Here is a 22,490-nt window from a genome sequence, read left to right as displayed (position 1 = left end):
GGTCCGGAAGGGTGGCGCAGCTTGGTTAATCAGGCCTTATAGCCCCGCGCGGTGGGGGCTTGACCGGTACCCGTGCAGCCATGTGCGGCGGGCGGTCCAGACCTCTGCCCATGTCTGCGCTTTGGGGTGGTATTGCGGCCAGATCAGCGCCAACAGAGCCGACGCCCCGCGCCGCAGCGCCGCCCAGAGCCACATCAGCGCCAGCCCCACAGGCACTAGCGTAGGCACCCAGTGATCGCGGATCAGTGTCACCCGCCCTTGTGCCACCATGATCCGTTTTGCCGCCGCTTTGGGCGACGAGGCACCGGCGTAATGTACGTATTCCGCCGCCGGGGTTATCATCGGGCGATAGCCCAAGGCGCGGGCGCGGTGGCATAGGTCGGCCTCTTCCCCGTACATGAAATAGGCCTCGTCAAAGCCTTGCAGGTCGTCCCAGAGGCCGCGGCTGATCAACAAAAAGCTGCCCTGAACGATGTCGACCATTTGGTCCCGATCTCGGCGCCACGCGCCCATGCCTTCGGGGTTGAACAGGCGGCTGCGCGGTGCCAGCGCGGTCAGGCCGATGGCGCTGCAAAACAATGACCATGGCGTGATCCGGCCCCAGCAGGATCCTGGGTTCAGCCGTCCGTCGGGAAACAGCGACCGCCCGCCGACGATCCCGGCCTTCGGCTGCGCCTTGGCCACCCGCAGGGCGGCGTCGATCGCACCGGGGCGCAGCAGGGTATCGGGGTTCAGCAGCAACAAATGCTCACCTCGCGCCACTTGGGCGGCGCGGTTGTTGGCGCAGGCAAAGCCAAGGTTCTCGGTCGCCTCGATCACGTCGATCTGCGGGAACTGCGCCCGGATCGCCGCGGCTGACCCGTCGGAGGAGGCGTTGTCGATCACGATGATCTGCACGGGCGTGGCGGTGTGATCCAGAACCGACTGCAAACAGGCCAGCGTCAGGGCGCGGGTATTGTAGCTGACGATCAGGATTGAGAGGGGCGGAGCGGTCTGCGCCACAGGGGGATCGATAGGGGGATCAATTGCGTGATCACGCATCGGAATGCCTTTTCTACATTCCACTCCCGCCCTCAGCTTAGCGCGGGTCCGGCTGACAGGCCAAGGGGCGGTAAGAGATTTTTAAGGTTAATGGCGCAATCTGGGCAGGCAGAGGCGATTCCAAGGGGCATCGCCAAAACAGGGGCTGACATATGCGCAAACGGGTTCTGGCCGTGGCGTCTTCTGGTGGGCATTGGCAACAGCTGATGCTGATCCGTCCGGCGTTCGCGGGGCATGAGGTACATTTCGCAACGACTTTAGACGGCGTTCCGGGGGCAGTACGCGTGCCGGATTGCAACCGCGACACGCCGCTGGCGATGCTGCGCTGCGCGGGCACGATGGCGGCGCTGGTCTGGCGACTGCGCCCGCAAGTCATTGTGACGACGGGGGCCTTGCCGGGGATGCTGGCCCTGTTGATGGGGCGCGTGATCGGCGCGCGGACCATATGGCTCGACAGTGTCGCCAACGCTGAGGCGATGTCGATGTCGGGCCGGATCGCGGGCCGGTTCGCGCATCACAGGCTCAGCCAATGGGACCACGTCGCCCGAGCCGAAGGCGCGGAATTCGCAGGGGCCGTGCTGTGAGGTCTGGGCGGTGATTTTCGCGACCGTGGGCACTCAGCTGGGGTTTCCGCGCCTGATCCGCGCGCTGGATGATCTGGCTGCGCAGAAGGGGCTGCGGATCGTGGCGCAGATCGGCCCCGATCCGGGGGAATATCGGGCGCTGGAGGTGCACGGATCGCTTGCGTCGAAGGATTTCGCGCGGCTTGTGGATCAGGCACGGGTAATCGTCGGTCATGCGGGGATCGGTACCATTCTGTCGGCGCAGGCGGCGGGCAAACCGCTGATCCTGATGCCGCGGCGGGCGGACAGGGGCGAACACCGCAACGACCACCAGACCGCCACCACCCGCGCGGTCGCCGGACGGATCGGGGTGCATGTGGCCCAAGATGCGGATGCGTTGAGGACGCTGCTGACCGCCCCTGCCCTAACGCCGATGCGGCGTGACGGCCCAAGCCTGTCCCGGGACGCGCTGATCGGACGGTTGAGGGAACTGGTCGAAGAATAGGGTGGATATTTCGCCCTGTCAGAGGCTTATTGAAGATGAAAGCAGACCGGTCAGGTTTGGCGGGCGCAGTCAGGAGGTACCGTTGCAGATCGAGGAAACAGCCCTTCCCGGCGTCTATCGTCTGACGCCCGCGCGGCATGGCGATGCGCGGGGCTTCTTCGCGGAAAGCTGGAACCGCCGGACCTTGGCCAAGGCGGGGCTGCACCTGCCGGAGTTTGTTCAGGACAACCATTCATTGTCGGCGCAGGCGGGCACCATTCGCGGGCTGCACTTTCAGTCCCCGCCCCATGCGCAGGGCAAACTGGTGCGCTGCGGGCGCGGGCGTTTGTTCGACGTGGCGGTGGACGTTCGTAAGGGCAGCCCAACCTACGGCCAGTGGATCGGGGAAGAGCTGAGTTTCAACAATGGCCAACAGCTTTGGATCCCCGCGGGATTCCTGCATGGTTTCATGACGTTAGAGCCGGATACCGAGATCGTCTACAAATGCACCGACCATTACGCGCCAGAGTGTGACGGCGCGGTGCTCTGGTCCTCTTGCGGCATTGACTGGCCTGACGTTGCCGACCCCTTGCTGTCGGACAAAGATGCCGCCGCGCAGCCCTTGGACCAATTCGACAGCCCCTTTGACTATGAGGCCCAGATGGGAAGGCAGCCATGAAGATCCTCGTCACCGGCGGCGCGGGGTTCATCGGATCGGCCGTTGTCCGGCTGGCCATCGCGCGGGGGCATGAGGTCGTGAACCTTGACGCGATGACCTATGCCGCCTGTGCTGAAAACGTCGCGATGGTGGCGGATCATCCCGGCTATGCCTTTGAACAGGCAGACATTCGCGACCCCGTGACACTGCAGCGCATCTTTGCCGCGCACCGGCCCGACAAGGTCATGCATCTGGCCGCCGAAAGCCATGTGGACCGGTCGATCGATGGCCCCGGCGCGTTTATCGAGACGAACGTGACCGGCACCTACAACATGCTGCAAGCCGCCCGCATTTATTGGGAAGCGGCGGAAAGGCACGCGGGGTTCCTGTTCCACCATATCTCGACCGATGAGGTCTTCGGCTCTCTGCCCGCAGACCCGGATGTGAAGTTCACCGAAACCACGCCTTACGACCCCCGGTCGCCCTATTCCGCGTCCAAGGCATCGTCGGACCACCTGGTCCGCGCCTGGCATGAAACCTATGGGCTGCCCATCGTCCTGACCAATTGTTCCAACAATTACGGGCCCTTCCACTTTCCGGAAAAGCTGATCCCCGTGGTGATCCTGAACGCGCTGGCGGGCAAGGAGATCCCGATTTACGGCACCGGAGACAATATCCGCGACTGGCTGTTCGTCGAAGATCACGCCGACGCGCTGCTGCTGGTGCTGGAAAAGGGCGTCATCGGGCGGTCCTACAACATCGGCGGAGAGAACGAGCGCAGCAATCTGGAACTGGTCCAGACCCTCTGCGCAATCCTTGATCGGCTGCGGCCCAAGGCCGGGTCTTATGCCGACCAGATCACCTTTGTGACCGACCGGCCCGGCCATGATGCGCGCTATGCCATTGATCCGACGCGTATTCGTGAAGAATTGGGCTGGCGCCCGTCTGTCACCGTCGAAGAGGGGCTGGAGCGGACCGTTCAGTGGTATCTGGACAATGAGGACTGGTGGCGGCCGCTGCAGGCGCGCGACGGGGTTGGCAAAAGGCTGGGCACGGGATGAGCCTGCTGGTCTTTGGCAAAACCGGGCAAGTGGCGACAGAGCTGCGCGCACTGCGCCCCGATGCGGAGTTTCTGGGGCGTGATCTGGCCGACCTGTCGGACCCTGAGGCCTGCGCCGCCGCCATCACCGCGCGCCAGCCAAAGGCGGTGATCAACGCCGCCGCCTGGACCGCCGTCGACGCCGCCGAAGAGCATGAGGCGCAGGCCCGGATCATCAACGGCGAGGCCCCCACCGCGATGGCGCAGGCCTGCGCGGCGCTGGATGTGCCTTTCGTCCAGATCTCAACGGATTACGTCTTTCCGGGCGGCGGAGAGACGCCATGGACACCCGAAGATCCAGTCGATCCCATCAACGCCTATGGCCGCACCAAACGGGCCGGAGAGCTGGGCGTATCCGATGCCGGGGGGCGCTTTGCGATCCTGCGGACCTCTTGGGTGTTTTCCGCGCATGGGGCCAACTTTGTAAAGACCATGCTGCGGCTGTCGGAGACGCGGGATGAACTTAGCGTGGTGGATGACCAGATCGGCGGCCCGACCTCGGCCCGGTCGATCGCGGCGACCTGCCTGACGATGGTTGAGGCGCTAAAAACCAGATCCGAGGTCAGCGGGATTTACCATTTCTCGGGCACCGAAGACACGTCCTGGGCGGGCTTTGCGCGGGCGATTTTCCAGATGTCCGGGCGCAAGGTCACCGTCACCGCGATCCCGACAGCGGACTTCCCGACCCCCGCCGCCAGACCGTTGAACTCCCGATTGGATTGCAGCGGGACCAGAGAGGTCTTTGGCCTGCCCCGCCCTGATTGGCGCGGCGATTTATCAGATGTTTTACAAGAGCTTGAGGTATCCGCATGACCACGCGCAAGGGCATCATTCTGGCCGGTGGGTCGGGTACGCGGCTGCTTCCGATCACCATGGGCGTGTCGAAGCAACTGCTGCCGCTGTATGACAAGCCGATGATCTATTACCCGCTGTCGGTGCTGATGCTGGCGGGGATCCGAGAGGTGCTGATCATCACCACGCCGGAGGATCAGGAGCAGTTCCGCCGCCTGCTGGGCGATGGATCGCAATGGGGGCTGCGGCTGGACTATGTCGTGCAGCCCTCGCCCGACGGGCTGGCGCAGGCCTATCTGTTGGGAGAGGCGTTTCTGGCCGGGGCACCTTCGGCCATGGTGTTGGGCGACAACATCTTTTTCGGGCACGGGCTGCCCAAGATCATGGCCGCCGCCGACGCGCGCGACGTGGGCGGAACGGTCTTTGGCTATCACGTCGCGGACCCGGAGCGGTACGGCGTGGTGGATTTCGACACCGACGGCACGGTGCGCGAGATCATCGAAAAACCAGAGGTGCCGCCGTCGGATTATGCGGTCACCGGGCTCTACTTCTTGGACGGGTCCGCGCCGGAGCGGGCGAAGCAGGTGACCCCCTCGGCCCGCGGAGAGCTGGAGATCGTGTCGCTGCTGGATAGCTATCTGAAGGACGGGTTGCTGAACGTCGAGAAGATGGGACGCGGCTACGCTTGGCTGGATACCGGGACCCACGCCAGCCTGCTGGACGCGTCGAACTTTGTCCGGACCTTGCAGATGCGGCAGGGGCTGCATGTGGGCAACCCGGACGAGATCGCGCATGAACAGGGCTGGATCAGCGACGAAGACCTGCTGGAACGGGCCAAGCTGTTCGGCAAGACCGAGTATGGGAAGTACCTTGAACGGCTTGTCCGCGACTAGGTAAGTCACTGTAATCACGTAATATGAAAACGTTTCCACGCTCGGGGTATTGAGTTCCGGGCGCAAAATGGTATTCCATGCACATAGCATCTATTTCGATGCCCCGATGGAAAGCCCCGCCCATGCCGCGCCTTGGTTTCGACCGTATCATCGATGTGCTGAGACAACGGAATTACGGGCTGTTCACCCTTGGAAATTCCCTAAGCCTGATCGGCACATGGATGCAGCGGATCGCCAGCGGGTGGCTGGCCTGGACGCTGACGGAAAGCGCCACTTGGGTCGGCGCGATTGCCTTTGCGGACCTTTTTCCCTGCGTGCTGCTGGGGCCGTTTTCTGGCGCCGCGGCGGATCGGTGGAACAGGCTTCACGTTCTGAAAATCGGGCAGATCCTTGGGCTGATGCAGGCGGTTGTTCTGGCTGCGCTGTACCAGATGGACATGCTGTCGATCTGGCCGCTGTTCCTGATCACCCTGTTCCACGGCACGGTCACCGGGTTCCTGCAGCCGTTTCGCCTTGCCATCACCTCAGGCCTTGTGACGACGCAATGGTTGAACACGGCGATTGCCATCAACTCGGTCACTTTCAATCTGGCGCGGTTTGTGGGCCCCGCGGTCGCAGGCGTGTTGATCGCAATTGGCGGGCTGGGGACCACCTATATGGTCAACGCGGTGACCTTTGCGATCTTTGCCCTGTGCCTGACGCAGGTGACGATCCACAACCAGCCTAAGAAGCGCGCGGGCGGCAGTTTCATGGCGGAGACGATGGTCGGCGTGCGCCACGCGGTGACGACGCCGGGGGTGAACGTGTTGTTGTTGCTGACGGTCGTCGCGGGCCTGATGGTGCGCCCGGTGGTGGAGCTTTTGCCGGGCTGGGCGGCGCAGATTTTCAACGGATCGTCGGGGGATTTTGCGGCGTTGACCTCGGCCCTTGGGATCGGGGCGGTGATCGGCGGGCTGTGGCTGGCGGGGCGCGGATCGGCGCGCGGGCTGGCGCGGATCATGCTGGGATCACAGGCGGCGATGTGTTTGGTATTGCTGGCATTTTCAGCGTCGTGGCATGTGTGGATGGCACTGCCTTTGGCGATGCTGGCGGGGGCTGCGATGGTGGTGGGCGCGATCTCGGCCCAGACGCTGACGCAGATTATCGTGGCCGAGGACGTGCGCGGCCGGGTGCTGGGCATCTGGGGGTTGTCGGTGCGCGGGTCGCCCGCGCTTGGCGCGCTGGTGATGGGCGCGGCGTCGGACATCTGGGGGATGCGCCCGCCGCTGATCGCGGGCGTGATGGTGACGCTGTGCGTGGTGGCGTGGTTCGCGCTGCGCTTTGACCGGTTGCGCCACGCGCTGGAAGACACGCTTTAGGCGGTCATCGCCCCATCGACGGCCAGAACCGATCCGCTGACATAGGACGCCTCGGACGACAGAAGGAACAGCGCGGCGTTGGCCTGTTCATCGGGCTGGGACGGGCGGCCAAGGGGATAGGCGGCGCGGCGGGTGGCCAGCACCTCTTCGACGTCCATGCCTTGGGTGCTGTCCTGATCGGGCCGCGCGACAAAGGTGCGCAGCATGGGCGTATCGACCCCGCCGGGGCAGATCACATTGGCGCGGATGCCATCCTTGGCGACGCGCTGCGCCAGCGACCGGGTCCAGCCAACGACGCCGAATTTCATCGCGGAATAGACAGGGCTGCGGTCCGATCCTTTGATCCCCGCGATCGACGCGGTGTAGAGCAGCGCGGCGTTGTCGCGTTTGCGCATCTCGGGCAGCGCTTCGGCCGTGGTAAGGGCGATGGTCCGCAGGTTCAGATCGACCGCGATGTCCCATGTGGCCATGTCCATGCCTTCGACCTTGGCAGGGCCGGGATGGCCCGCGTGCAGCCAGGCGAAATCGATGCCGCCAAAGGCCGCGACGGTGTCATGCACGATGGATTTGGAAAAGGCGTCGTCGGTCAGGTCTCCGGTCAGGCCGATGGCCTCTCCGCCTGCGTCGGTGATCTGTTTGACTACCGCATCAACTCCGTCCGCGTCGATGTCCACGACGGCGACCTTGGCCCCTTCGCGGGCGAACCGTATCGCTCCGGCCCGACCCATCCCCGAGGCTGCGGCTGTCACCAGCCCGATCCGGTTTTCCATGCGCATGGCCATTCCTCCCTTGGCAGAATCGCAATTCTACTTACCGGATGGTCAGTGTTTTTCGCAGTCTTGTCGAGGGCGCTTGGCGGTCACAGCATGATATGGGCGCGCAGCAGGTCGTTGACTTGATCGGCGGCCTCGTATTGGACCCAGTGCCCGGCGTTATCGATCACATGGGTCGCCGCGCGAGGGTTCCAGCGTTTGATCCATGTGGGACGGTCAGGCATTTCGGCAGGACCGACAAAGCTGTCGGCCGCGCCCCAGATCACCGACAGGTGGCCGGGGAAATCGGTGACGGGGGCGCGCAGCCCCTCGCCCCAATCGACGCGTTCGACCCGCAGCCGCGCGGCCATGGACACGCGGTGTTGCAGTGCGATGACCTGTGGTGTGACCGTTTCATCCCGCGCGAACATGATGGAGCGCAGGTTGAAGGCCAGCGCCTGCACCAGCTCCTCCCCCTGTTTAAAGCGGACGCCCTTCATCGGGGGAACTTTGGCGGTGGCGATGCCCGCGGGGGCGGCCAGCATGGCATGGGTGATCTGATCGCGGTGATGCAGCATCAGCCGCCCGCCAATTGCCCCGCCGAAGGAAAACCCGAACAGCCGATAGGGCCTGTTGCCGATCAGCTCTACTAACCCGTCGGCCACGGCTTCGCCAATGGCGGCAATGGACAGTGGCGCGGGTAGGTCCGACAGGCCGTAGCCCGGAATATCGGGCACAAGCACCCGGTGGTCATTTGAGAAGGCGTTGATATTACGAATGAAATGCGGCCACGACCCATAGGCGCCGTGCAGCAGAACCAAGGGCGTCGCGTCCGCAGGCCCCCATTCGGCCCAGTGGATGCGCCGTCCCTCGGGCCCGGTGACATGGCGCCGGGCTGACTGGTCCAGCGCGTCAAAGTCCGGGTCCGGGGCGGTCAGGTCCGGCGGAAGCGTGACGCCGTCCAAGCCTTAGTACCCTTTGAAATTCGGGGTGCGCCGTTCGTTCATCGCGACGACGCCTTCCTTGAAATCATGGGTCGGGCGGACAAGGCTTTGTTCGAAATGTTCGGTATAGGTCGCCTGTTTGAAGCCGTCGGCAAAGCCCATCCGAAGCGTCCGGCGCACGCCCTGAACCGCCAGCGGGCCAGAGGTCGCGATGTCGCGCGCCATCTCGATTGCCGTGTCGCGGACGGCGTCGGCATCGACCAAGCGGTCCAGCAACCCGATTTGCAGCGCCTCATCCCCCGGTACGCGTTCGCCGGTCATGAACATCCATGCGGCCTTTTGCTGGCCGACGATGCGGGGCAACGTGAAGGTGGTGCCAAAGCCCGGATGATAGCCCTGCCGGGCAAAGTTGGCCGACAGGCGCGACGCCTCGCAGCCCACCCGGAAATCGGCGGTCAGCGCCAGCCCGATGCCCGCGCCCACGGCCGCGCCCTGAACGGCGGCGACGACGGGTTTGGCGTTGGACACAAGGCGGTGCGCCTCTTGATACAGGTGGCGTCCGGCCTCTTGGGTGATGGTGTCATTGTCGTCCTTGACCCGTTCGGCAAGGTTCGCGCCGGCGCAGAAATGCTTGCCTTCGGAACACAGGACCAGCGCCCGGATCTCTCGGTCCGCGTCCAGTTCGTCATAGGCGTCGCCAAGCGCGGCAATCGCGGCAATATCGACAAAGTTGTTGGGGCCGCGGTGCAGTTCGACAATGCCGATATGGCCGTCGCGGGTGATAGTTACGTCGCTCATTTTTCCTCCCTCGGGGCTTACAGGCCCGGTATTCTGTCTTGCAGCGCGTGACGCGCGATCAACATGCGGTGCACCTCGCTCGGCCCTTCATAGACGCGCATCAGGCGGACATGGTTCGCCATCATGGCAAGGGGAAGTTCGCGTGTCATCCCCATCCCGCCATGCGCCTGCATCGCCTTGTCGATCGTGTCCCACGCCAGTTCGGTGGCCATCAGTTTCACCATCGAACACTCGGTCCGCGCCTGTTCACCGCGGTCCACCTTGTCGGCGGTGTTGTAGATCATCAGGCGCAGGGCGTGCAGCTGCATTTCGGCATCCGCAATCCACCATTGGATCGCCTGACGATTGGCCAGAAGGTCGCCAAAGGTTTTTCGCTGTTTCACCCAATCCTTCATCAGATCAAGGGCATAGCGGGTTTTCCCCGCACACCACGCGCCCATCTGCACCCGCCGCGTGTTCAGCCGCAGTTGCATGGGGCCAAAGCCGTTGCCCTCTTCGCCCAGAAGCGCGGATTTCGGCAGGCGCAGGTTGTCCATCACGATTTCATGCGTGGTGCGCCCGCCCAGCATCGGGATCCGGCGCTGCAGGATGTATCCCGGCGTGTCGCGGTCGACGATAAAGGCGCTGATGCCGCCGCGCGCGCCCTTGGCGGGGTTGGTCGAGGCCATCAGGATGGTGAAATCCGCCTTGTCGGCCTTTGAGATCCAGATCTTGCGACCATTGATGACCCATTCGTCTCCGTCCAGCACCGCGCGGGCTGTCATCGCCGCCGGATCGCCGCCGCCGCCGGGTTCGGAAATCGCGATGGCGCTGATCAGCTCTCCTCGGCTGTAGGGTTCCAGATACTTGGCGCGCTGTTCTTCGTTCGCCGTCTGGATCAGCATTCGCAGATTGGGGCTGTCGGGCGGGAAGGTGTATTCGATGCAGGTCTGGCTTAGTTCTTCCCAGACGCCGACCATCGTCGTGCAATCAAGGTTCGCACCGCCGTATTCCTCGGGGCTGTCCAGACCATACAGGCCCAGGTCCTTGGCGCGGCCGTCCAGATACTCTTGTTCTTCGGGCGTCAAAGAGTTCGATCCGCCGTTCGCCTCGCGGGCCAGAACCTTGGATTCCAGCGGTCGGACGAAATCGGTCCTGAAGCGGGCGCAGAGGTCTTTCAACATCTGCTGTTCGTCGGTCAGGGAAAAATCCATCGCTCCTCCTTCCGCGGTGCGGACAAAATGGCATACCATTTTGACCTAGCAGTATCGCTTGCTTACCGGGCGGTCAACTGCCCCGCTGCGCCTTGGGCTTTCCCGTGGCGGGTGAACAGGGTAGACTTGGGGCCTGCAAGGGACGGACCCACAATATGAGCGACGGCGGCACCAGCGCGACCCCCAAGATGCCCGGCAAACAGCGCCGGGCGCAGATCCTTAGCGTCGCGACCGACCTGTTCGCCCGGATGGGGTATGAGGGCACGTCGCTGCGGGACGTGGCCGAACACTGCGGGATGACCAAAGCCGCGCTGTATTACCACTTTACCGACAAGGAAACGCTGCTGCGGTCGGTGGTGGAATATCGCATGTCCCGTCTAAACGACACGATCGCCGAGGCCTTGCAGGACATAGCCGAAGACCAACCGTTAGAGCGTATCCGCGCCTTTGTCCGCGCCAGTGGGCGACATATGGACCGGGATCGTGCGGGCTGGGTCGTGGGGTCGCGGATTTTCTGGTCGATCGATGCGATTGCGGATCGGGATGCGGTCATTGCCCTGCGCGACGATTACGAAGGGCGGCTGAAGGCCGAGATCGTCAAAGCCATCGACACGGGCCAGTTGATCGACGCGGATCCGGGGATGATGACGCGGATGATCCTAAGCTGGCTGAACTACACCCCGCGGTGGCACAAGCCCGAAGGCAAGATGACGGTCGAAGAGGTCGCGGATCAGTTTCTGGACCTGACGCTGTCGGGATTTACCCCGCGCTAGGACAAACGGTATACCGAAAAGCCGCCTTTGGGTTTGACCCGCAATCGCGCCCTGCCCTAGATTACCGCCACCACCTAAGGGGGCCGCCTTGTCCAGATCCAGCAACCCGAACCTTGCGCAACACGCCTATGAGGCCGTGCGCGACGCGATTGGCGATGGCACGCTGGCGCCCGGGGATCGGATTTCCGAATACAAGACGGCAGAGTGGTTGAAGATCAGCCGCACGCCCGCCCGCGAAGGCCTGTTGCGCCTGCAGTCCGAGGGGCTTTTGGCCGAACATCCCCGGCGCGGGCTGGTGGTTGCGTCCATCGACAGCGAGGCGCTGAAGGAAATCTTCGTCGCCCGCGAAGGATTGGAACGGATGCTGGCCGGGCTGGCCGCGCGCAATGCCTCGGGGCCTGAGCTGGACCAGCTGATGCGTCTGGTCGCGGCAGAGCCGGGGCTGATCGACGACCGCGCCGCAATGATCCGGCACAACCGCGAATTTCACGGCATGATCCGGGCCTGCGCGCACAACCGCTATCTGATGAAATTTTCTGGCACGCTAGAGGATATCGTGGCCGCTGACCGGCGCGGCACGTCGCTTGTCGATCTGGACCGCCGCCGCGCCGTGATCGACGAACACCGAAATATTGCCGAGGCGATTGCAGCACGGGATGTCACCAAGGCTGAAGACCTTGCCGCCTTTCATATCCGCCAAAGCTATGCCGCGCGGTTAAAGCTGAAAGAACCGGGCGCTTAGTCCAGAACGATATTGTCCAGACGCTGATCGCCCGGCAGCTTGGAACGTTCCAAGATGATGCGCGAAATCGCCCGCGCCCGCACAGGGTTCAGGCTGGCAAGAATCGGCGCGGCGTTGCGTTCGGACATCGTGCCCAGAACCATCACCGTCACCTCGATATCCAGATCGTTCATGATCGCGGCCGCGTCTTTGGGCTTCATGTTCGAATACAGCGATACAAGGCGTTGGACATCGTCGGTCTTGGCCGCTTCGATCTTGGCGAACATGTCGTCCAGCGCGCCCTTCAATTCATCCAGACGGGCCTGTTCCAATTGCAGCTTTTCCGATGCCAGCGCGACCTCGGCTTCGCGGCGGGCCAGATTGGCCTTCTGCTCTTCCAGAAACTGGCGTTCGGTGTTGATGATCTGCAGCATTTCTTCGGGCATGGCGCAGGCCTGCGGCAAATCTCGGTCACCATCGGCGTCTTCGGCGGCCTCATCCTCGGGTTCGGGGCTGGCGGCGATGGCGGCGCTGGAAAACAGGCTGTCCCCGGCGGGCAGCGGCGCGTCGCCTTCAGCCAGCGCAAAGCCCAGCTTGGCCACGCCGACGCTGGCCAGCGCGATCAGCAGCATGGGAAAGGGACGAATGGCCATTAGTTGCGAGCCCGTGCGGTTTCAAAAAAGCCGCGCACCAGATCGGATTTGCCCGACACCTTGGTGACGCCTGCGGGTTTCTTGACCTTCTCGCGGCTGGTGCGGAAGGACACGACCTGCGGCTCTTCCTCGGCCTGAGGCAGCGGGATCGGGTTGCGTACTTTTTCAGCAACGGACCGCAGCATCGAGACAGAGTTTTCCGATTTATCCACCGCTTCCGAAAACTGGCCGACGACCGGACCCATGTCTTTCAACACCGCCAGCAGCGCCTTGACGCGGCGATCTACCAGATAGGCGTACCCAAGCGTTCCAACCAAAAGCACAAGGATGGCCACATCAATCAGGTAGGACATTGGTCATTTCCTCTTCGTCTTTCAGCTGCTCGGTGATTTTCAGCGCGATGCGCCCGTTTTTGCGTTTGCCGGTCTGGGCGGTGTACATGGCGTGCCCGCTGCACATCAGCGTGACGGGCTGATCCTGTTCGATCCCAAGGTCCAGAACGTCGCCCTTTTTCCAGCTTAGGATGTCCTGCAAGGGCACCTTGCTGTCGTGCAGATGCGCGCTGACCAGCACTTCGGTATCCGAAATCACCTCGGTCAGGTTGCGCCGCCAGCTTTTGTCACCGCCAAGCGATCCGCCGTGGAAGGGCTGAACCAGCATGCCGCGGATCGACGACAGGGCGTTGAAGGGCGCGACCAGATAGAAATACCCGTCGCGGTCATCCATCGTGATGTGGATGCGAACCTTGACGCAGCCGGTGTTCGGCGGGGCCAGCACCATCGCCTGCGCGTTGGTTTCCATATGCGACACGGTAAAGGCCACGGTGGTTAGCTGGGCGAAGGTTTCCGCCAGTTCGGCAAGGATCAGCGCCGTAACCTCGGACCCGATCTTCTTTTCGATGGCGGTAAAGCTGCGCGGGGCCCAGTTGGTGCGATCGGCCATGCGGCCGCCAAAGGTCAGTTCCAGTACCGAAATCAGCAGCGTCGGGTCCAGCACCAGCGCAAAGGGGCCGTCCCATTCGATTTCTTCCACGACCGAGATCAGCGCCGGGCTGGGCACCTTTTCCAGCGCGTCGCCCGTGGGCAGGTATTCGATACCGTCGATGTTCGCTTCGCAGATGGCACCCACGTAGGATTTCAGCGCCGGGCCGACGGCCAGCGCAAAGCGTTCCAAGATCACCTCGAGGATGGGCAGGCGTTCATACGACCGCTTGGCCTTCTGGATGATTTCTTCCTCAACCGGGGCACTGGCAGGAAGCTGGGATTTGGCTTTAGCTGCACACATGGTTACTGCACGATCAGGTCAGAGATAAGGATTTCACGGGGCGCGTCGCTGTCGGCCACAGACCGGGCGCGGCGCAGCAATTCGGCCTTGAGCGTCGCCAGACCGGCGCTGCCCTGCACGTCACGTTCTGAGAGTTGGCGCAGGTAATCCTGAAAGGACTCGCGGACAAAGACCTTGCGCTCTTCGATGTAGGACGCGCCGGGGCGGTTTTCGTCATAGACCAGCGCGGTGTTCAACTTCAGGAACCGCGTCGTCTGACGGCCCGTCGCGGTGGTGGCGTGGATGTTGACGATGATTTCCTTGAAGGGCGTCACGATGATTGATGCCTCACCATCCGCAGAGGAATGGGTGATCTCGACCTCATCCGTGGGGTTGCCTTCGGCCTTGGTCACTTCGATGGCTGCGGGTTCGTCGCCGCCGGTGACCAGCGCCAGCGCGTCATCAAAGCCCATCGCCGCGACCAGTCCGCCGATCAGGGCGATAATGCCCACGACCGTCACGAGGACCAGAGAGACGACCCGCTTCTTCATTTCTTTCCCCAAGTCTGCCCGTTGCCATTTCCGCACCTGACCAAGAACAGTGCGTGGTTATTTCTTGTGAAACATGCCGATTTGAGCGTAGATTGGCAAGTATAAACTGTAAAGTTAGCTTGCCTTTCAAGAATAGATTGGCCTATTCTTGGTCAAAAGGGCAAAGAGTTTGGGGACAGCAGTGCAAGCCTTGCTTGAAAATCTCAGGGCATTGGGTCAGGGGCGTTTGATCGCCCTTGGCGTGACGGGCGCTGTACTTGTCCTTGCGACCTTCTTTGGCGTGCGCACATTGATGCAGCCAAGCTATTCCACCCTGTATCGTGATCTGACGGCGTCAGAGGCGTCGCGCATGGTCAGCGCGCTGGAAGGCGCCGGGTTCAACATCCGCGTCGATGCCTCCGGGTCGATCCTCTCCGTGCCGCAAGAAGACCTTGCCCGCGCTCGGATGGAATTGGCTGGTCAGGGCTTGGTCAGCGACGGCACCGCCGGGTGGGAGCTGTTCGATGAGGCCAGCGGCCTTGGCATGAACAGCTTCATGCAGAAAATCAATCGCCTGCGCGCGCTGGAAGGCGAACTGGCGCGGTCGATCCAGACGCTGGACGGTGTGGATGCCGCCCGCGTCCATCTGGTTCTGCCCGAGCGTGAAGCCTTTTCCCGCGAGCGTCCGCAGCCCACCGGGTCGGTTATCATCCGCGCCCGCCCCGGCGTTCAGATCACCGTGCGTCAGGCGCAGTCGATCCGTGCGCTGGTGTCGTCCGCGGTGCCGGAAATGGCCCCCGGCCGCGTCACCGTTCTGACCGCCAGCGGCGATACCATTCTGGCCGAAGAGGGCACGGATGTCGCCGAGGTCACCCAGCAGGCCCTGCGCGCCTCGGTCGAGGATCGCATCGCCAACAACGTCCGCGAAATCCTGACCGCCCGTGTGGGCGCGGGTAACGCGCGGGTGCAGGTCAGTGTCGATCTGACGACCGAACGCCAAGTGATCCGCGCCCAAAGCTATGATCCCGAACAGCGCGTCGTGCGGTCCACCGAAACGCGCGAAGAAACCCGCGAAGACACCGACCGGGATTCTGGCGAAGTTGGCGTGAACGACGATATTCCCGCCTCGCTCGCGGAAAACGGCACGGCGACCAGCCAGAACTCTTTGTCCAAGACGGACGAGGTGGTGAACTACGAAATCGGCAACACGCAAAGCGAAACGATCCGCGAACCCGGAGAGATCGAACGCATCTCGGTCGCTGTGCTGGTGAACGGCATCTACAACGTTCAGGACAATGGCGATGTCGCCTACGAAGAGCGTAGCCCCGAAGAGTTGGCCCGCCTGAACCAACTGGTGCAGGCCGCCATTGGGTTCAACGAAGAACGTGGCGACAGCATTTCCGTCGATAGCCTGCGCTTCATGGATTATTCGATGGATGTGGGCGAACCGGTCAGCACCAGCTTTGTGCAGATCATCAAGGATAACCTGATGTCGATCCTGCGCGCGGTCTTTGTCCTGATCGCCTTGGCTGCGATCCTGCGGTTTGGCGTCAAGCCGGTGGTCGCATCGATGATGATCGAAAAGACCGAAGGCGACGACGAAAAAGCCGAGCCCGCTGAAGGCGAAGATGGCGAGGTCGCCGCGCTGGAAGCCGACAAGCAGGCCGAGGGGCTGCCCGCCCCCGCACAGGCCCCCCGTCCCCGCCGCGTGCAGCAGATGGGTCAGCCTGCGCTGGAACCGATGGGCTTTGCCGGACCAGACGACATCATCAACATCAGCGCCGTGCATGGCGGGGTCCACAAAGGATGGCTGAACACCGTCACGGGATTGGTGGAATCTCAGCCTGATGACTCGCTTAAGGTCGTGAAGACCTGGCTAGCCGAGGGGTTGTAATCCATGAGCTTTGTCTTTGATCGCGACTTCGATGAAGAAGAGGAATTCGAAGCCCGCAAGCGTATCCACGAAAAACGGGCGATCTATACGCCCGAGGATTTGGAAGAGGCTGTGCAAAAGGCCAGCGCCGCCGCCTATGAGGACGGCCGCATGGCAGGCCGCGCCGAGGCGTCTGTCGAACATCAGGACACCACCGCCTCCAAGACCGCCGATACGCTGGTGATGCTGGCACCCAAGCTGCAGGAAATCCTGACCAAGTCCGACCAGCATCAGGCCGCGCTAGAGGCGCAGGTTCTGGATTACGTACTGACCGTCGCGCGCCAGTTGCTGCCGGAAATCCTGACCCAGACCGCGATCATCCGGACCGAAGGCGAGATCAAGAAGGCGATCAAGATGGCGCTTGGGGCGTCGTCCCTGCGCATCCACATCCCGGCCGAAGTGGCCGGAGAGATGAGCGTGGCAATCGAACAGCAGGTGCAGGCCTCGGGCTTTGCGGGCCGCATTCAGATTCAGGCCGATCACCGCCTGCGCCCCGGCGACACACGGGTGGAATGGGATCACGGCGGCATGGAATTCAGCCTGACCGAACTGTGCGACCGCACGCTAAGGGCGCTGAGGGATGCCACCCAAGACGCCATGGCGCGTCGGAAATCGGAATTGGAGTAACCCGTGGCAGAAGACACCGATAAACCAGAAGACACCGAAACCGAAGCTCCTGCCGCCGCGCCTCAGGGCGAGGCCGCCGAAACGGTGATGGATGCGATGATGTCCGCGCCCAAAGATGGGTCTGGCTATAACATCGACGCGATGATGAACGTCGGCCTGAACGTGCAGATCGTTCTGGGCAAGACCCGCATGCCGATTTCGCAACTGCTGAAGCTGTCGCGCGGGTCGATCATCGAATTGGACAAGAAGATCGGGGAACCGGTCGATATCGTCATCAACGACCGTCTGGTCGCGCGCGGGGACCTCGTCAAACTGGACGAAGACCGCATCGGCGTGTCCCTGATCGAGATCGTCAAAGACTACGTGTCGGAGAAATAAGCGATGCGGACGGCTGCCACCGTCCGTGTCCTTGCCCCGACGCTTCTGGCGGTGGGGCTGATTGGATTCAGCACACCCCTGATGGCGCAGGACGGCGGGTCGTTCCTGTCGTCGATCACCGACGCGCTGTCCGACGCCGCCCCGGGATCCGACGAACGCGCCACCCTGTCAGGCCGTATCCTTCAGCTGATCGCCGCGATGACGGTGTTGTCGATCGCGCCGGGCCTTCTGGTGGTGATGACCTCCTTCACCCGGTTCGTCATCGTCTTTTCTATGCTGCGGTCGGCGCTTGGCCTGAACCAGACGCCGCCCAACATGGTGCTGTCGTCCATGGCGCTGTTCATGACCTTTTTCGTCATGCAGCCGGTGTTCGAAGACGCCTGGGAAATGGGCATCCGTCCGCTGATCAACAACACGATCACCGAAGAACAGGCGCTGGAACGCACGGCGGAACCCTTCCGCACCTTCATGGCCGCCAACGTGCGCGACAAGGACTTGGCGCTGTTTCAGGACATCGCGGCGCGCAGCGCAGGCGAAGAACTGGACGAAAATACCGGGTTCAACGAAGACGGGCTGCCCACGTGGCGCAGCCTTGTGCCGGCCTTCATGATTTCAGAACTGCGCCGGGCCTTTTCCATCGGCTTTCTGATCTACCTGCCCTTCGTGGCCATCGACCTAATCATCGCATCGATCCTGATGAGCGCCGGCATGATGATGCTGCCGCCCGTCCTGATTTCGCTGCCCTTCAAAGTCATCTTCTTCGTCCTCATCGACGGCTGGTACATGCTGGCCGGATCGCTGATGGAAAGTTATCTGCCCATTGCGGGCGGGGGATAGGAAAGGAAACGCCATGGCCGTTACCGAAGTACAACGCAAAACGACCGAACGCCGTCTGCCGACCAAGCGTCCGCTGAAGGGCCCGGAGAAGGCGGCGATCCTGTTCCTGTGCCTTGGCGAACAGCGCGGGTCCGACATGATGCAGCGCCTGTCGAACGAAGAAATTCAGACCATGACCCGCGCCATGTCGGGCCTTGGCGTGATCGAGGCCGAACAGGTCGAACAGGTCATGTCGGATTTCGTCGAAGGGCTGGCCAATGGTGGCAGCGTGGTCGGGTCGTTCAGCGTGGCCGAAGAAATGCTGCGCGCCTTCCTGCCCACCGAACAGGTCGATGGTATCCTCAAGGACATCCGCGGCCCGCTTATGGAAAAGGACCTCTGGGCGCGCTTCTCGTCATTGTCGGAAAACGTCATCGCGAACTACCTGAAGAACGAACACGAACAGACCGTCGCGGCGATCCTGTCGAACGTGAAAACCGACGTGGCCGCCAAGGTGCTGCCGCTGCTGGGTCAGGAAAAGATGGAAAACGTGGTCGAACGGATGATCCGTATGGAAGCCGTGCCGCACCACATGATGAAGCAGATCGAAGAAACGCTTCAGACCGACATCATCAGCGCCCCGGCCCAGCCGACCGCGAACGAGATGCAGCAGAAGATGGCGGACCTGTTCAACAAGCTGGACGTCGTCGCGTTTCAGGAACTGTCGGAAACGCTGGAAGGCCGCATTCCGGAAACCTTTGGCGCGATCAAGGGCAAGATGTTCACCTTTGACGATCTGGCCAAGCTGGAGGCGATGGATCTGGCCCGCGTGATGCGTGGCGCGCCGGGCAATGCCCTGCCCATCGCCCTGCGCGGTGCCAAGAAAGAGGTGCGCGACGTCTTCCTTGCGGCCCTTCCGGGCCGGTCCCGCGATATGCTGGAAGAAGAGATGAACACCATGGGCCCGGTGCGTGGTCGCGACGTGCGCGACGCACAGGCGGGCATGGTGGATTACGCCAAGGAACTGGCCGACGAAGAGGTCATCGCCCTGCCGATGGCGGACGACGAAGACTTTATCTAAGGGCCAGTTCGCTCGGTTTAGTGTCTGATCTTAGAAGTAACGCGACGCGGAATATCCGACGCGATCCATGTTCATCGTGATCGAAATGATGTTCTGCGACGCGTTGTTCGCATTGGCCGTCAGCATCTGAAGCGCACCGTTGTTGGCGGTGCCCGTCCCGCTAAGCGCGTCGGAAATGGCGACGTATTTGCGGATCATCTTCTCGACGTACTCGGGGTCTTTGAGGTCTTCCAGATCCATCTTGGATTCAAGGATCGCCGCCTGTTTGTCGATGTCCAGCCCGGACATCTGCGACGGCAGGCCAAGCGCGGTCTGGAAGAACTGCGTCAGGCCACTGTCCGACAGGATCTCATACACGTTCGAGATATCGGCGGCCTTGGCGCGGAATTCCAGCGCCGTGGCGACGGTGGGGTTCTGTTCCTCGGCCGAGTTCATGAACTTCCGTTCGACGTAGCGGTCAACCATACGGTCCTGCCAGCTGCGCAGAATGGTATTGATGTTGCCCTGCCCGTCCGCCTGGAACCCCAGTTCGTTGTACATTTCGCGGAACCGGGGATCGGTCAGGCGGTTCACCAAGGCATCGGATTCCTCGATATTGCTTTCGAGGATCTTTTTGATCATGGCCTTGCCGAACATCTGGTCTTCTAGGTCGAAGGCCCGCATGACAAAGCCATAGAGGTCAGGATCATCGATCAACTGGTCGACCGTCTCGACGTTCTTGATGTTCTTTTTGAAATACTCGATCGCCCGGCTGTCACGCGCCGAGGATCGAATAGCTTCAAGCTGGCTGTCACGGGTCGCATCGACCAGGTTCAGCCCGACAAGAGACGAAAGACCAGAGATTGGTATCATCCTATTTGACGGCGTACCGCCGCTCCTCTTCTTTACCGACGTCCTGCTGCGCAGGATCGCCATTCAGACCACCCGGACGCGGAACGTTTGCGCCCAGAATTTCAGCCTCGCGTTTCATCAGCGGACGCAGCGACCGAAGCGCCTTGTAGAAATCGCCCTGGCTGACAAAGTTCGCGGCCTCAAACACACAATGCACGGTGGGAGGGCCAAATGTTGTCGCCAATGCGGCAAGTTGCTGTTGAATCGGTTTGCGCAGCTTGTCTTGCAGCGACGGATCCGTCAGCGCGGTCTGAACCAGGAAATAGACTTGGTTCACCGGGGTGACGGCGGCCTTTTTGGACAGCAGGTCCTGTCCGCGCACGACGTCAGCCTTGGTTTCAATGACGATGGTCGACTTGCGTGTCGAATTGCGCACGACACAGCCGTTGATCACCAGACGTTCAAAGGGCTTGAGGGTCAGTTGAAGCGCCATTGTTCACCCCCTCGGACCCGGAGACTGACCGGAAAGGCCAGAAATCAGGCTTTGGTTGATCGACACCAGAATACCCAGCCCGGACCCGCCGCCCAGCACGGTGGCCGTTTGCCGTTCGACGAACAGCGCCAGCGAAATCAGCCCGGCTTTGAGTTGCAACGGCAGACCGTTGTCCGGTTGTGACAGATCATGTTTGATCGTCGACCAGAGTTTCAGGTTTTCCGCGATCGTCGACCGCAGTCCGATGGCCAGCAAATCGGCGCGCGTTTCCTTGGCGGATGCGCCGTCGAATTCCTGAGCCTGCTTTTCAAGTTCGCTAGTCACACGGAGGAAAACCCTCCGCTCGATCTGTCGGGGGGACTCACTTTCCCTGATCGTACGCTTGTACGCAGCGATGCTCATCTTGCCTGTCCTCGTTGTGCGCGTTCTGCGCTTTTATTGTTTTAGGGTTCGATCCCTCGGTTGATCCGAGGTTGTTTCAAAGGGCCGATGAGTCCCGGCCCTCTGTGACTGCGTGTGCCAGACGCGTTACTGGAAGAGGCTCAGAATATTCTGCGGCGACGAGTTCGCGATAGACAGCGACTGTGTGGCCAGCTGCTGCTGGACCTGCTGCGCCTGAAGCTTGGCGGCTTCTTCTTCCATATTAGCGTCGATCATCGACCCGATGCCGCTGTCCAGACGGTCGGTCAGTTCAGCAAGGAATTCTTTCTGGGTTTCGATGGACCGTTCGGCAATACCAAGCGACGTCGCGGCGGCCACGGCGGCAGACAGCTGTGCTTCGGCGGTTTGCAGTGCGGTGACCTGAGCGCCTGCGGAATCCGCAGCGGTCATGTCGATCGCGTCCAGCGCGGCTTGGATGGCACCAAGGTCCTGCTGGTTGAAGGTCATCGTCGTGGTCGAAATCGTGCCGCCGGCGGCGCGGCTGATCCCGGTGACCAGCGTCACTGCGGCTGCAGTGTTCACATAGTCGGTCCCGTTGAACGTCGACTGGGCGATGGTCGTCGACATACGTGCGGCCAGCTCATCCAGTTCAGCCTGAACGTCGGCGCGGACCTCTTCGGTACCGCCCTGCGCAAAAGCAACGCGTTCAGCAAAATCTTTGGCCAGATCGACCAGGGTTTCCGCACCCAGACGGGCGGTGGAAACGGCGTTTTTCTGCAGCGTCAGGGTTTCGTCGATTGCTTTGAACATGCCGGAGTCACCGGACATGGTCTTGGAAATCGAGAAATAGGCTGCGTTATCTTTACCCGATGCGATCTTAAGACCGGTCGAGATACGACCCTGCGTGTCGGTCAGATTGTTATTGATCTGCCTAAGGGTCGACAGCGCGGTCATCGCGCTGTGGTTCGTAAGGATAGAGGACATCTCTACTGCTCCGATTTATTTTTATCGTTTGACGACTTCTGTCGAAAAGACGGGCCTGCCCGTGGCATCAACCTACCAAAGATTGTCGCTAATGTATAAACAATTTTTCAATTATTTGGTGTGGTGTTGCCTGTCTGGCACGTGGAATGGACTATTCAAGAATTGGCAAGAATAGTCAAAAACAGTGTAATAACTGTGTATTGCAAGGATTCACCAAGAACAAGAATACACAACTTTAACGGTAGTCGTCGAAAAGAGGTCGCAGGGGCTGCGACCTCTAATGTTCGAAAAATGCAACTCCGGGTTAGCGGAAGAGGCTCAGGATATTCTGAGGCGAAGAGTTCGCGATCGACAGCGACTGCGTGGCCAGCTGCTGCTGAACCTGCAGGGCCTGAAGGCGGGCTGCTTCTTCTTCCATGTTGGCGTCGATCATCGACCCGATGCCGCTGTC

The 22,490-nt window shown here is 61.9% G+C and carries 28 protein-coding genes; 14 read left to right on the top strand and 14 right to left on the bottom strand.

Features of this window, described 5'->3' with window-relative positions:
- Positions 1–36: 36 nt before the first annotated feature.
- Positions 37–1,041, bottom strand: a complete 1,005-nt coding sequence (locus tag ACI3GR_RS17715; protein WP_407496360.1) for a glycosyltransferase family 2 protein — start codon at positions 1,039–1,041, stop codon at positions 37–39.
- 152 nt (positions 1,042–1,193) lie between these two features.
- Here ACI3GR_RS17715 and ACI3GR_RS17710 point away from each other — a divergent pair, with 152 nt between their 5' ends.
- The 7 genes from ACI3GR_RS17710 (at position 1,194) to ACI3GR_RS17680 (ending at position 6,888) form a co-directional block, all read left to right on the top strand.
- Complete coding sequence (locus ACI3GR_RS17710) at positions 1,194–1,625, top strand: UDP-N-acetylglucosamine--LPS N-acetylglucosamine transferase (RefSeq protein ID WP_407496358.1); 432 nt, start codon at positions 1,194–1,196, stop codon at positions 1,623–1,625.
- Positions 1,626–1,635: 10 nt separating this feature from the next.
- Positions 1,636–2,109, top strand: a complete 474-nt coding sequence (locus ACI3GR_RS17705; RefSeq protein WP_407496356.1) for a glycosyltransferase — start codon at positions 1,636–1,638, stop codon at positions 2,107–2,109.
- Positions 2,110–2,191: 82 nt separating this feature from the next.
- Complete coding sequence (gene rfbC, locus ACI3GR_RS17700; protein ID WP_407496354.1) at positions 2,192–2,767, top strand: dTDP-4-dehydrorhamnose 3,5-epimerase; 576 nt, start codon at positions 2,192–2,194, stop codon at positions 2,765–2,767.
- Positions 2,764–3,807, top strand: a complete 1,044-nt coding sequence (gene rfbB, locus ACI3GR_RS17695) for a dTDP-glucose 4,6-dehydratase (protein ID WP_407496353.1) — start codon at positions 2,764–2,766, stop codon at positions 3,805–3,807. The genes rfbC and rfbB overlap by 4 nt, the downstream gene beginning before the upstream one ends.
- On the top strand, positions 3,804–4,658 hold the full coding sequence (gene rfbD / locus ACI3GR_RS17690) for a dTDP-4-dehydrorhamnose reductase (protein WP_407496351.1): 855 nt from the start codon (positions 3,804–3,806) through the stop codon (positions 4,656–4,658). The genes rfbB and rfbD overlap by 4 nt, the downstream gene beginning before the upstream one ends.
- Positions 4,655–5,530: a glucose-1-phosphate thymidylyltransferase RfbA gene (gene rfbA, locus ACI3GR_RS17685; RefSeq protein ID WP_407496350.1), complete on the top strand. Its 876-nt coding sequence runs from the start codon at positions 4,655–4,657 to the stop codon at positions 5,528–5,530. Before rfbD ends, rfbA begins: the two co-directional genes overlap by 4 nt.
- 122 nt (positions 5,531–5,652) lie before the next feature.
- The gene (locus ACI3GR_RS17680; protein ID WP_407496349.1) at positions 5,653–6,888 is read left to right on the top strand and encodes an MFS transporter; all 1,236 of its coding nucleotides are present in this window, start codon (positions 5,653–5,655) and stop codon (positions 6,886–6,888) included.
- Here ACI3GR_RS17680 and ACI3GR_RS17675 read toward each other — a convergent pair.
- From ACI3GR_RS17675 to ACI3GR_RS17660, 4 genes are all read right to left on the bottom strand, one after another.
- Complete coding sequence (locus ACI3GR_RS17675; protein WP_407496347.1) at positions 6,885–7,664, bottom strand: SDR family NAD(P)-dependent oxidoreductase; 780 nt, start codon at positions 7,662–7,664, stop codon at positions 6,885–6,887. The genes ACI3GR_RS17680 and ACI3GR_RS17675 overlap by 4 nt on opposite strands.
- An 83-nt stretch (positions 7,665–7,747) precedes the next feature.
- Complete coding sequence (locus tag ACI3GR_RS17670; protein WP_407496345.1) at positions 7,748–8,605, bottom strand: alpha/beta fold hydrolase; 858 nt, start codon at positions 8,603–8,605, stop codon at positions 7,748–7,750.
- Positions 8,606–8,608: 3 nt separating this feature from the next.
- Positions 8,609–9,382: an enoyl-CoA hydratase/isomerase family protein gene (locus ACI3GR_RS17665; protein WP_407496343.1), complete on the bottom strand. Its 774-nt coding sequence runs from the start codon at positions 9,380–9,382 to the stop codon at positions 8,609–8,611.
- Positions 9,383–9,399: 17 nt separating this feature from the next.
- Complete coding sequence (locus tag ACI3GR_RS17660; RefSeq protein ID WP_407496342.1) at positions 9,400–10,575, bottom strand: acyl-CoA dehydrogenase family protein; 1,176 nt, start codon at positions 10,573–10,575, stop codon at positions 9,400–9,402.
- 155 nt (positions 10,576–10,730) lie between these two features.
- Between ACI3GR_RS17660 and ACI3GR_RS17655 the strand changes: the two genes are divergently transcribed.
- Both ACI3GR_RS17655 and ACI3GR_RS17650 read left to right on the top strand, forming a co-directional pair.
- Positions 10,731–11,348, top strand: a complete 618-nt coding sequence (locus tag ACI3GR_RS17655) for a TetR/AcrR family transcriptional regulator (RefSeq protein ID WP_407496341.1) — start codon at positions 10,731–10,733, stop codon at positions 11,346–11,348.
- An 88-nt stretch (positions 11,349–11,436) separates the two neighbouring features.
- Positions 11,437–12,090: a GntR family transcriptional regulator gene (locus ACI3GR_RS17650; protein WP_407496340.1), complete on the top strand. Its 654-nt coding sequence runs from the start codon at positions 11,437–11,439 to the stop codon at positions 12,088–12,090.
- On the opposite strand, the gene ACI3GR_RS17645 is transcribed toward ACI3GR_RS17650, so the two are convergent.
- From ACI3GR_RS17645 to ACI3GR_RS17630, 4 genes are read right to left on the bottom strand one after another with little or no spacing between them, the layout of a single operon-like run.
- Positions 12,087–12,722, bottom strand: a complete 636-nt coding sequence (locus tag ACI3GR_RS17645; protein ID WP_407496339.1) for a MotE family protein — start codon at positions 12,720–12,722, stop codon at positions 12,087–12,089. The genes ACI3GR_RS17650 and ACI3GR_RS17645 overlap by 4 nt on opposite strands.
- Positions 12,722–13,075 (bottom strand): flagellar motor switch protein, encoded by a 354-nt coding sequence (locus ACI3GR_RS17640; protein WP_407496337.1) that lies wholly within the window; start codon positions 13,073–13,075, stop codon positions 12,722–12,724. The genes ACI3GR_RS17645 and ACI3GR_RS17640 overlap by 1 nt, the downstream gene beginning before the upstream one ends.
- On the bottom strand, positions 13,059–14,006 hold the full coding sequence (locus ACI3GR_RS17635) for a flagellar motor switch protein FliM (RefSeq protein WP_407496335.1): 948 nt from the start codon (positions 14,004–14,006) through the stop codon (positions 13,059–13,061). The genes ACI3GR_RS17640 and ACI3GR_RS17635 overlap by 17 nt, the downstream gene beginning before the upstream one ends.
- Before the next feature lie 2 nt (positions 14,007–14,008).
- Complete coding sequence (locus tag ACI3GR_RS17630; RefSeq protein WP_407496334.1) at positions 14,009–14,536, bottom strand: flagellar basal body-associated FliL family protein; 528 nt, start codon at positions 14,534–14,536, stop codon at positions 14,009–14,011.
- A gap of 181 nt (positions 14,537–14,717) precedes the next feature.
- Between ACI3GR_RS17630 and fliF the strand changes: the two genes are divergently transcribed.
- The 5 genes from fliF to ACI3GR_RS17605 all read left to right on the top strand — a co-directional run bounded on the left by fliF (position 14,718) and on the right by ACI3GR_RS17605 (position 19,350).
- Positions 14,718–16,409 (top strand): flagellar basal-body MS-ring/collar protein FliF, encoded by a 1,692-nt coding sequence (gene fliF, locus ACI3GR_RS17625; RefSeq protein WP_407496333.1) that lies wholly within the window; start codon positions 14,718–14,720, stop codon positions 16,407–16,409.
- 3 nt (positions 16,410–16,412) lie between these two features.
- Positions 16,413–17,075, top strand: coding sequence for a FliH/SctL family protein (locus tag ACI3GR_RS17620; protein ID WP_407496331.1), 663 nt, complete (start codon positions 16,413–16,415; stop codon positions 17,073–17,075).
- 87 nt (positions 17,076–17,162) lie between these two features.
- Complete coding sequence (gene fliN, locus ACI3GR_RS17615) at positions 17,163–17,453, top strand: flagellar motor switch protein FliN (RefSeq protein ID WP_407496455.1); 291 nt, start codon at positions 17,163–17,165, stop codon at positions 17,451–17,453.
- Between the two features lie 3 nt (positions 17,454–17,456).
- Entirely contained in the window at positions 17,457–18,290 is an 834-nt protein-coding gene (gene fliP / locus ACI3GR_RS17610) for a flagellar type III secretion system pore protein FliP (RefSeq protein WP_407496330.1), read from the top strand.
- A 13-nt stretch (positions 18,291–18,303) separates the two neighbouring features.
- Positions 18,304–19,350, top strand: coding sequence for a flagellar motor switch protein FliG (locus ACI3GR_RS17605; protein ID WP_407496329.1), 1,047 nt, complete (start codon positions 18,304–18,306; stop codon positions 19,348–19,350).
- Between the two features lie 30 nt (positions 19,351–19,380).
- Here the strand turns inward: ACI3GR_RS17605 and ACI3GR_RS17600 are convergent, their stop codons facing one another.
- The 5 genes from ACI3GR_RS17600 to ACI3GR_RS17580 form a co-directional block, all read right to left on the bottom strand.
- Positions 19,381–20,202: a DUF1217 domain-containing protein gene (locus ACI3GR_RS17600; RefSeq protein ID WP_407496328.1), complete on the bottom strand. Its 822-nt coding sequence runs from the start codon at positions 20,200–20,202 to the stop codon at positions 19,381–19,383.
- A 1-nt stretch (position 20,203) separates the two neighbouring features.
- Entirely contained in the window at positions 20,204–20,674 is a 471-nt protein-coding gene (locus ACI3GR_RS17595) for a flagellar biosynthesis repressor FlbT (RefSeq protein ID WP_407496327.1), read from the bottom strand.
- 3 nt (positions 20,675–20,677) lie between these two features.
- A complete protein-coding gene (locus ACI3GR_RS17590) occupies positions 20,678–21,076 on the bottom strand; it encodes a flagellar biosynthesis regulator FlaF (protein WP_407496326.1) in 399 nt (132 codons plus the stop codon).
- Between the two features lie 126 nt (positions 21,077–21,202).
- Positions 21,203–22,039, bottom strand: a complete 837-nt coding sequence (locus ACI3GR_RS17585) for a flagellin N-terminal helical domain-containing protein (protein ID WP_407496325.1) — start codon at positions 22,037–22,039, stop codon at positions 21,203–21,205.
- A 304-nt stretch (positions 22,040–22,343) separates the two neighbouring features.
- Positions 22,344–22,490, bottom strand: a 147-nt coding sequence (locus tag ACI3GR_RS17580; RefSeq protein WP_407496453.1) for a flagellin, incomplete at its 5' end; no start/stop codon positions are given.

The sequence above is a fragment of the Pseudooceanicola aestuariicola genome, assembly GCF_045763785.1.
Lineage (GTDB): Bacteria > Pseudomonadota > Alphaproteobacteria > Rhodobacterales > Rhodobacteraceae > Pseudooceanicola.
Note: the sequence above shows the minus strand (reverse complement) of the source record. Positions and strands in the feature narration are given on the sequence as shown.

What these genes read in the sequence shown, in the direction of transcription:
- ACI3GR_RS17605 (WP_407496329.1), top strand. Translation starts at nt 18,304, where the DNA reads ATGGCCGTTACCGAAGTACAACGCAAAACGACCGAACGCCGTCTGCCG.
- ACI3GR_RS17630 (WP_407496334.1), bottom strand. Translation starts at nt 14,536, where the DNA reads ATGAAGAAGCGGGTCGTCTCTCTGGTCCTCGTGACGGTCGTGGGCATT.
- ACI3GR_RS17660 (WP_407496342.1), bottom strand. Translation starts at nt 10,575, where the DNA reads ATGGATTTTTCCCTGACCGACGAACAGCAGATGTTGAAAGACCTCTGC.
- ACI3GR_RS17595 (WP_407496327.1), bottom strand. Translation starts at nt 20,674, where the DNA reads ATGGCGCTTCAACTGACCCTCAAGCCCTTTGAACGTCTGGTGATCAAC.
- ACI3GR_RS17665 (WP_407496343.1), bottom strand. Translation starts at nt 9,382, where the DNA reads ATGAGCGACGTAACTATCACCCGCGACGGCCATATCGGCATTGTCGAA.
- ACI3GR_RS17680 (WP_407496349.1), top strand. Translation starts at nt 5,653, where the DNA reads ATGCCGCGCCTTGGTTTCGACCGTATCATCGATGTGCTGAGACAACGG.
- ACI3GR_RS17620 (WP_407496331.1), top strand. Translation starts at nt 16,413, where the DNA reads ATGAGCTTTGTCTTTGATCGCGACTTCGATGAAGAAGAGGAATTCGAA.
- ACI3GR_RS17640 (WP_407496337.1), bottom strand. Translation starts at nt 13,075, where the DNA reads ATGTCCTACCTGATTGATGTGGCCATCCTTGTGCTTTTGGTTGGAACG.
- ACI3GR_RS17710 (WP_407496358.1), top strand. Translation starts at nt 1,194, where the DNA reads ATGCGCAAACGGGTTCTGGCCGTGGCGTCTTCTGGTGGGCATTGGCAA.
- ACI3GR_RS17635 (WP_407496335.1), bottom strand. Translation starts at nt 14,006, where the DNA reads ATGTGTGCAGCTAAAGCCAAATCCCAGCTTCCTGCCAGTGCCCCGGTT.
- rfbD (WP_407496351.1), top strand. Translation starts at nt 3,804, where the DNA reads ATGAGCCTGCTGGTCTTTGGCAAAACCGGGCAAGTGGCGACAGAGCTG.
- ACI3GR_RS17590 (WP_407496326.1), bottom strand. Translation starts at nt 21,076, where the DNA reads ATGAGCATCGCTGCGTACAAGCGTACGATCAGGGAAAGTGAGTCCCCC.
- ACI3GR_RS17585 (WP_407496325.1), bottom strand. Translation starts at nt 22,039, where the DNA reads ATGTCCTCTATCCTTACGAACCACAGCGCGATGACCGCGCTGTCGACC.
- rfbB (WP_407496353.1), top strand. Translation starts at nt 2,764, where the DNA reads ATGAAGATCCTCGTCACCGGCGGCGCGGGGTTCATCGGATCGGCCGTT.
- ACI3GR_RS17655 (WP_407496341.1), top strand. Translation starts at nt 10,731, where the DNA reads ATGAGCGACGGCGGCACCAGCGCGACCCCCAAGATGCCCGGCAAACAG.
- ACI3GR_RS17675 (WP_407496347.1), bottom strand. Translation starts at nt 7,664, where the DNA reads ATGCGCATGGAAAACCGGATCGGGCTGGTGACAGCCGCAGCCTCGGGG.
- ACI3GR_RS17715 (WP_407496360.1), bottom strand. Translation starts at nt 1,041, where the DNA reads ATGCGTGATCACGCAATTGATCCCCCTATCGATCCCCCTGTGGCGCAG.
- rfbA (WP_407496350.1), top strand. Translation starts at nt 4,655, where the DNA reads ATGACCACGCGCAAGGGCATCATTCTGGCCGGTGGGTCGGGTACGCGG.
- fliN (WP_407496455.1), top strand. Translation starts at nt 17,163, where the DNA reads ATGGATGCGATGATGTCCGCGCCCAAAGATGGGTCTGGCTATAACATC.
- fliP (WP_407496330.1), top strand. Translation starts at nt 17,457, where the DNA reads ATGCGGACGGCTGCCACCGTCCGTGTCCTTGCCCCGACGCTTCTGGCG.
- ACI3GR_RS17600 (WP_407496328.1), bottom strand. Translation starts at nt 20,202, where the DNA reads ATGATACCAATCTCTGGTCTTTCGTCTCTTGTCGGGCTGAACCTGGTC.
- ACI3GR_RS17645 (WP_407496339.1), bottom strand. Translation starts at nt 12,722, where the DNA reads ATGGCCATTCGTCCCTTTCCCATGCTGCTGATCGCGCTGGCCAGCGTC.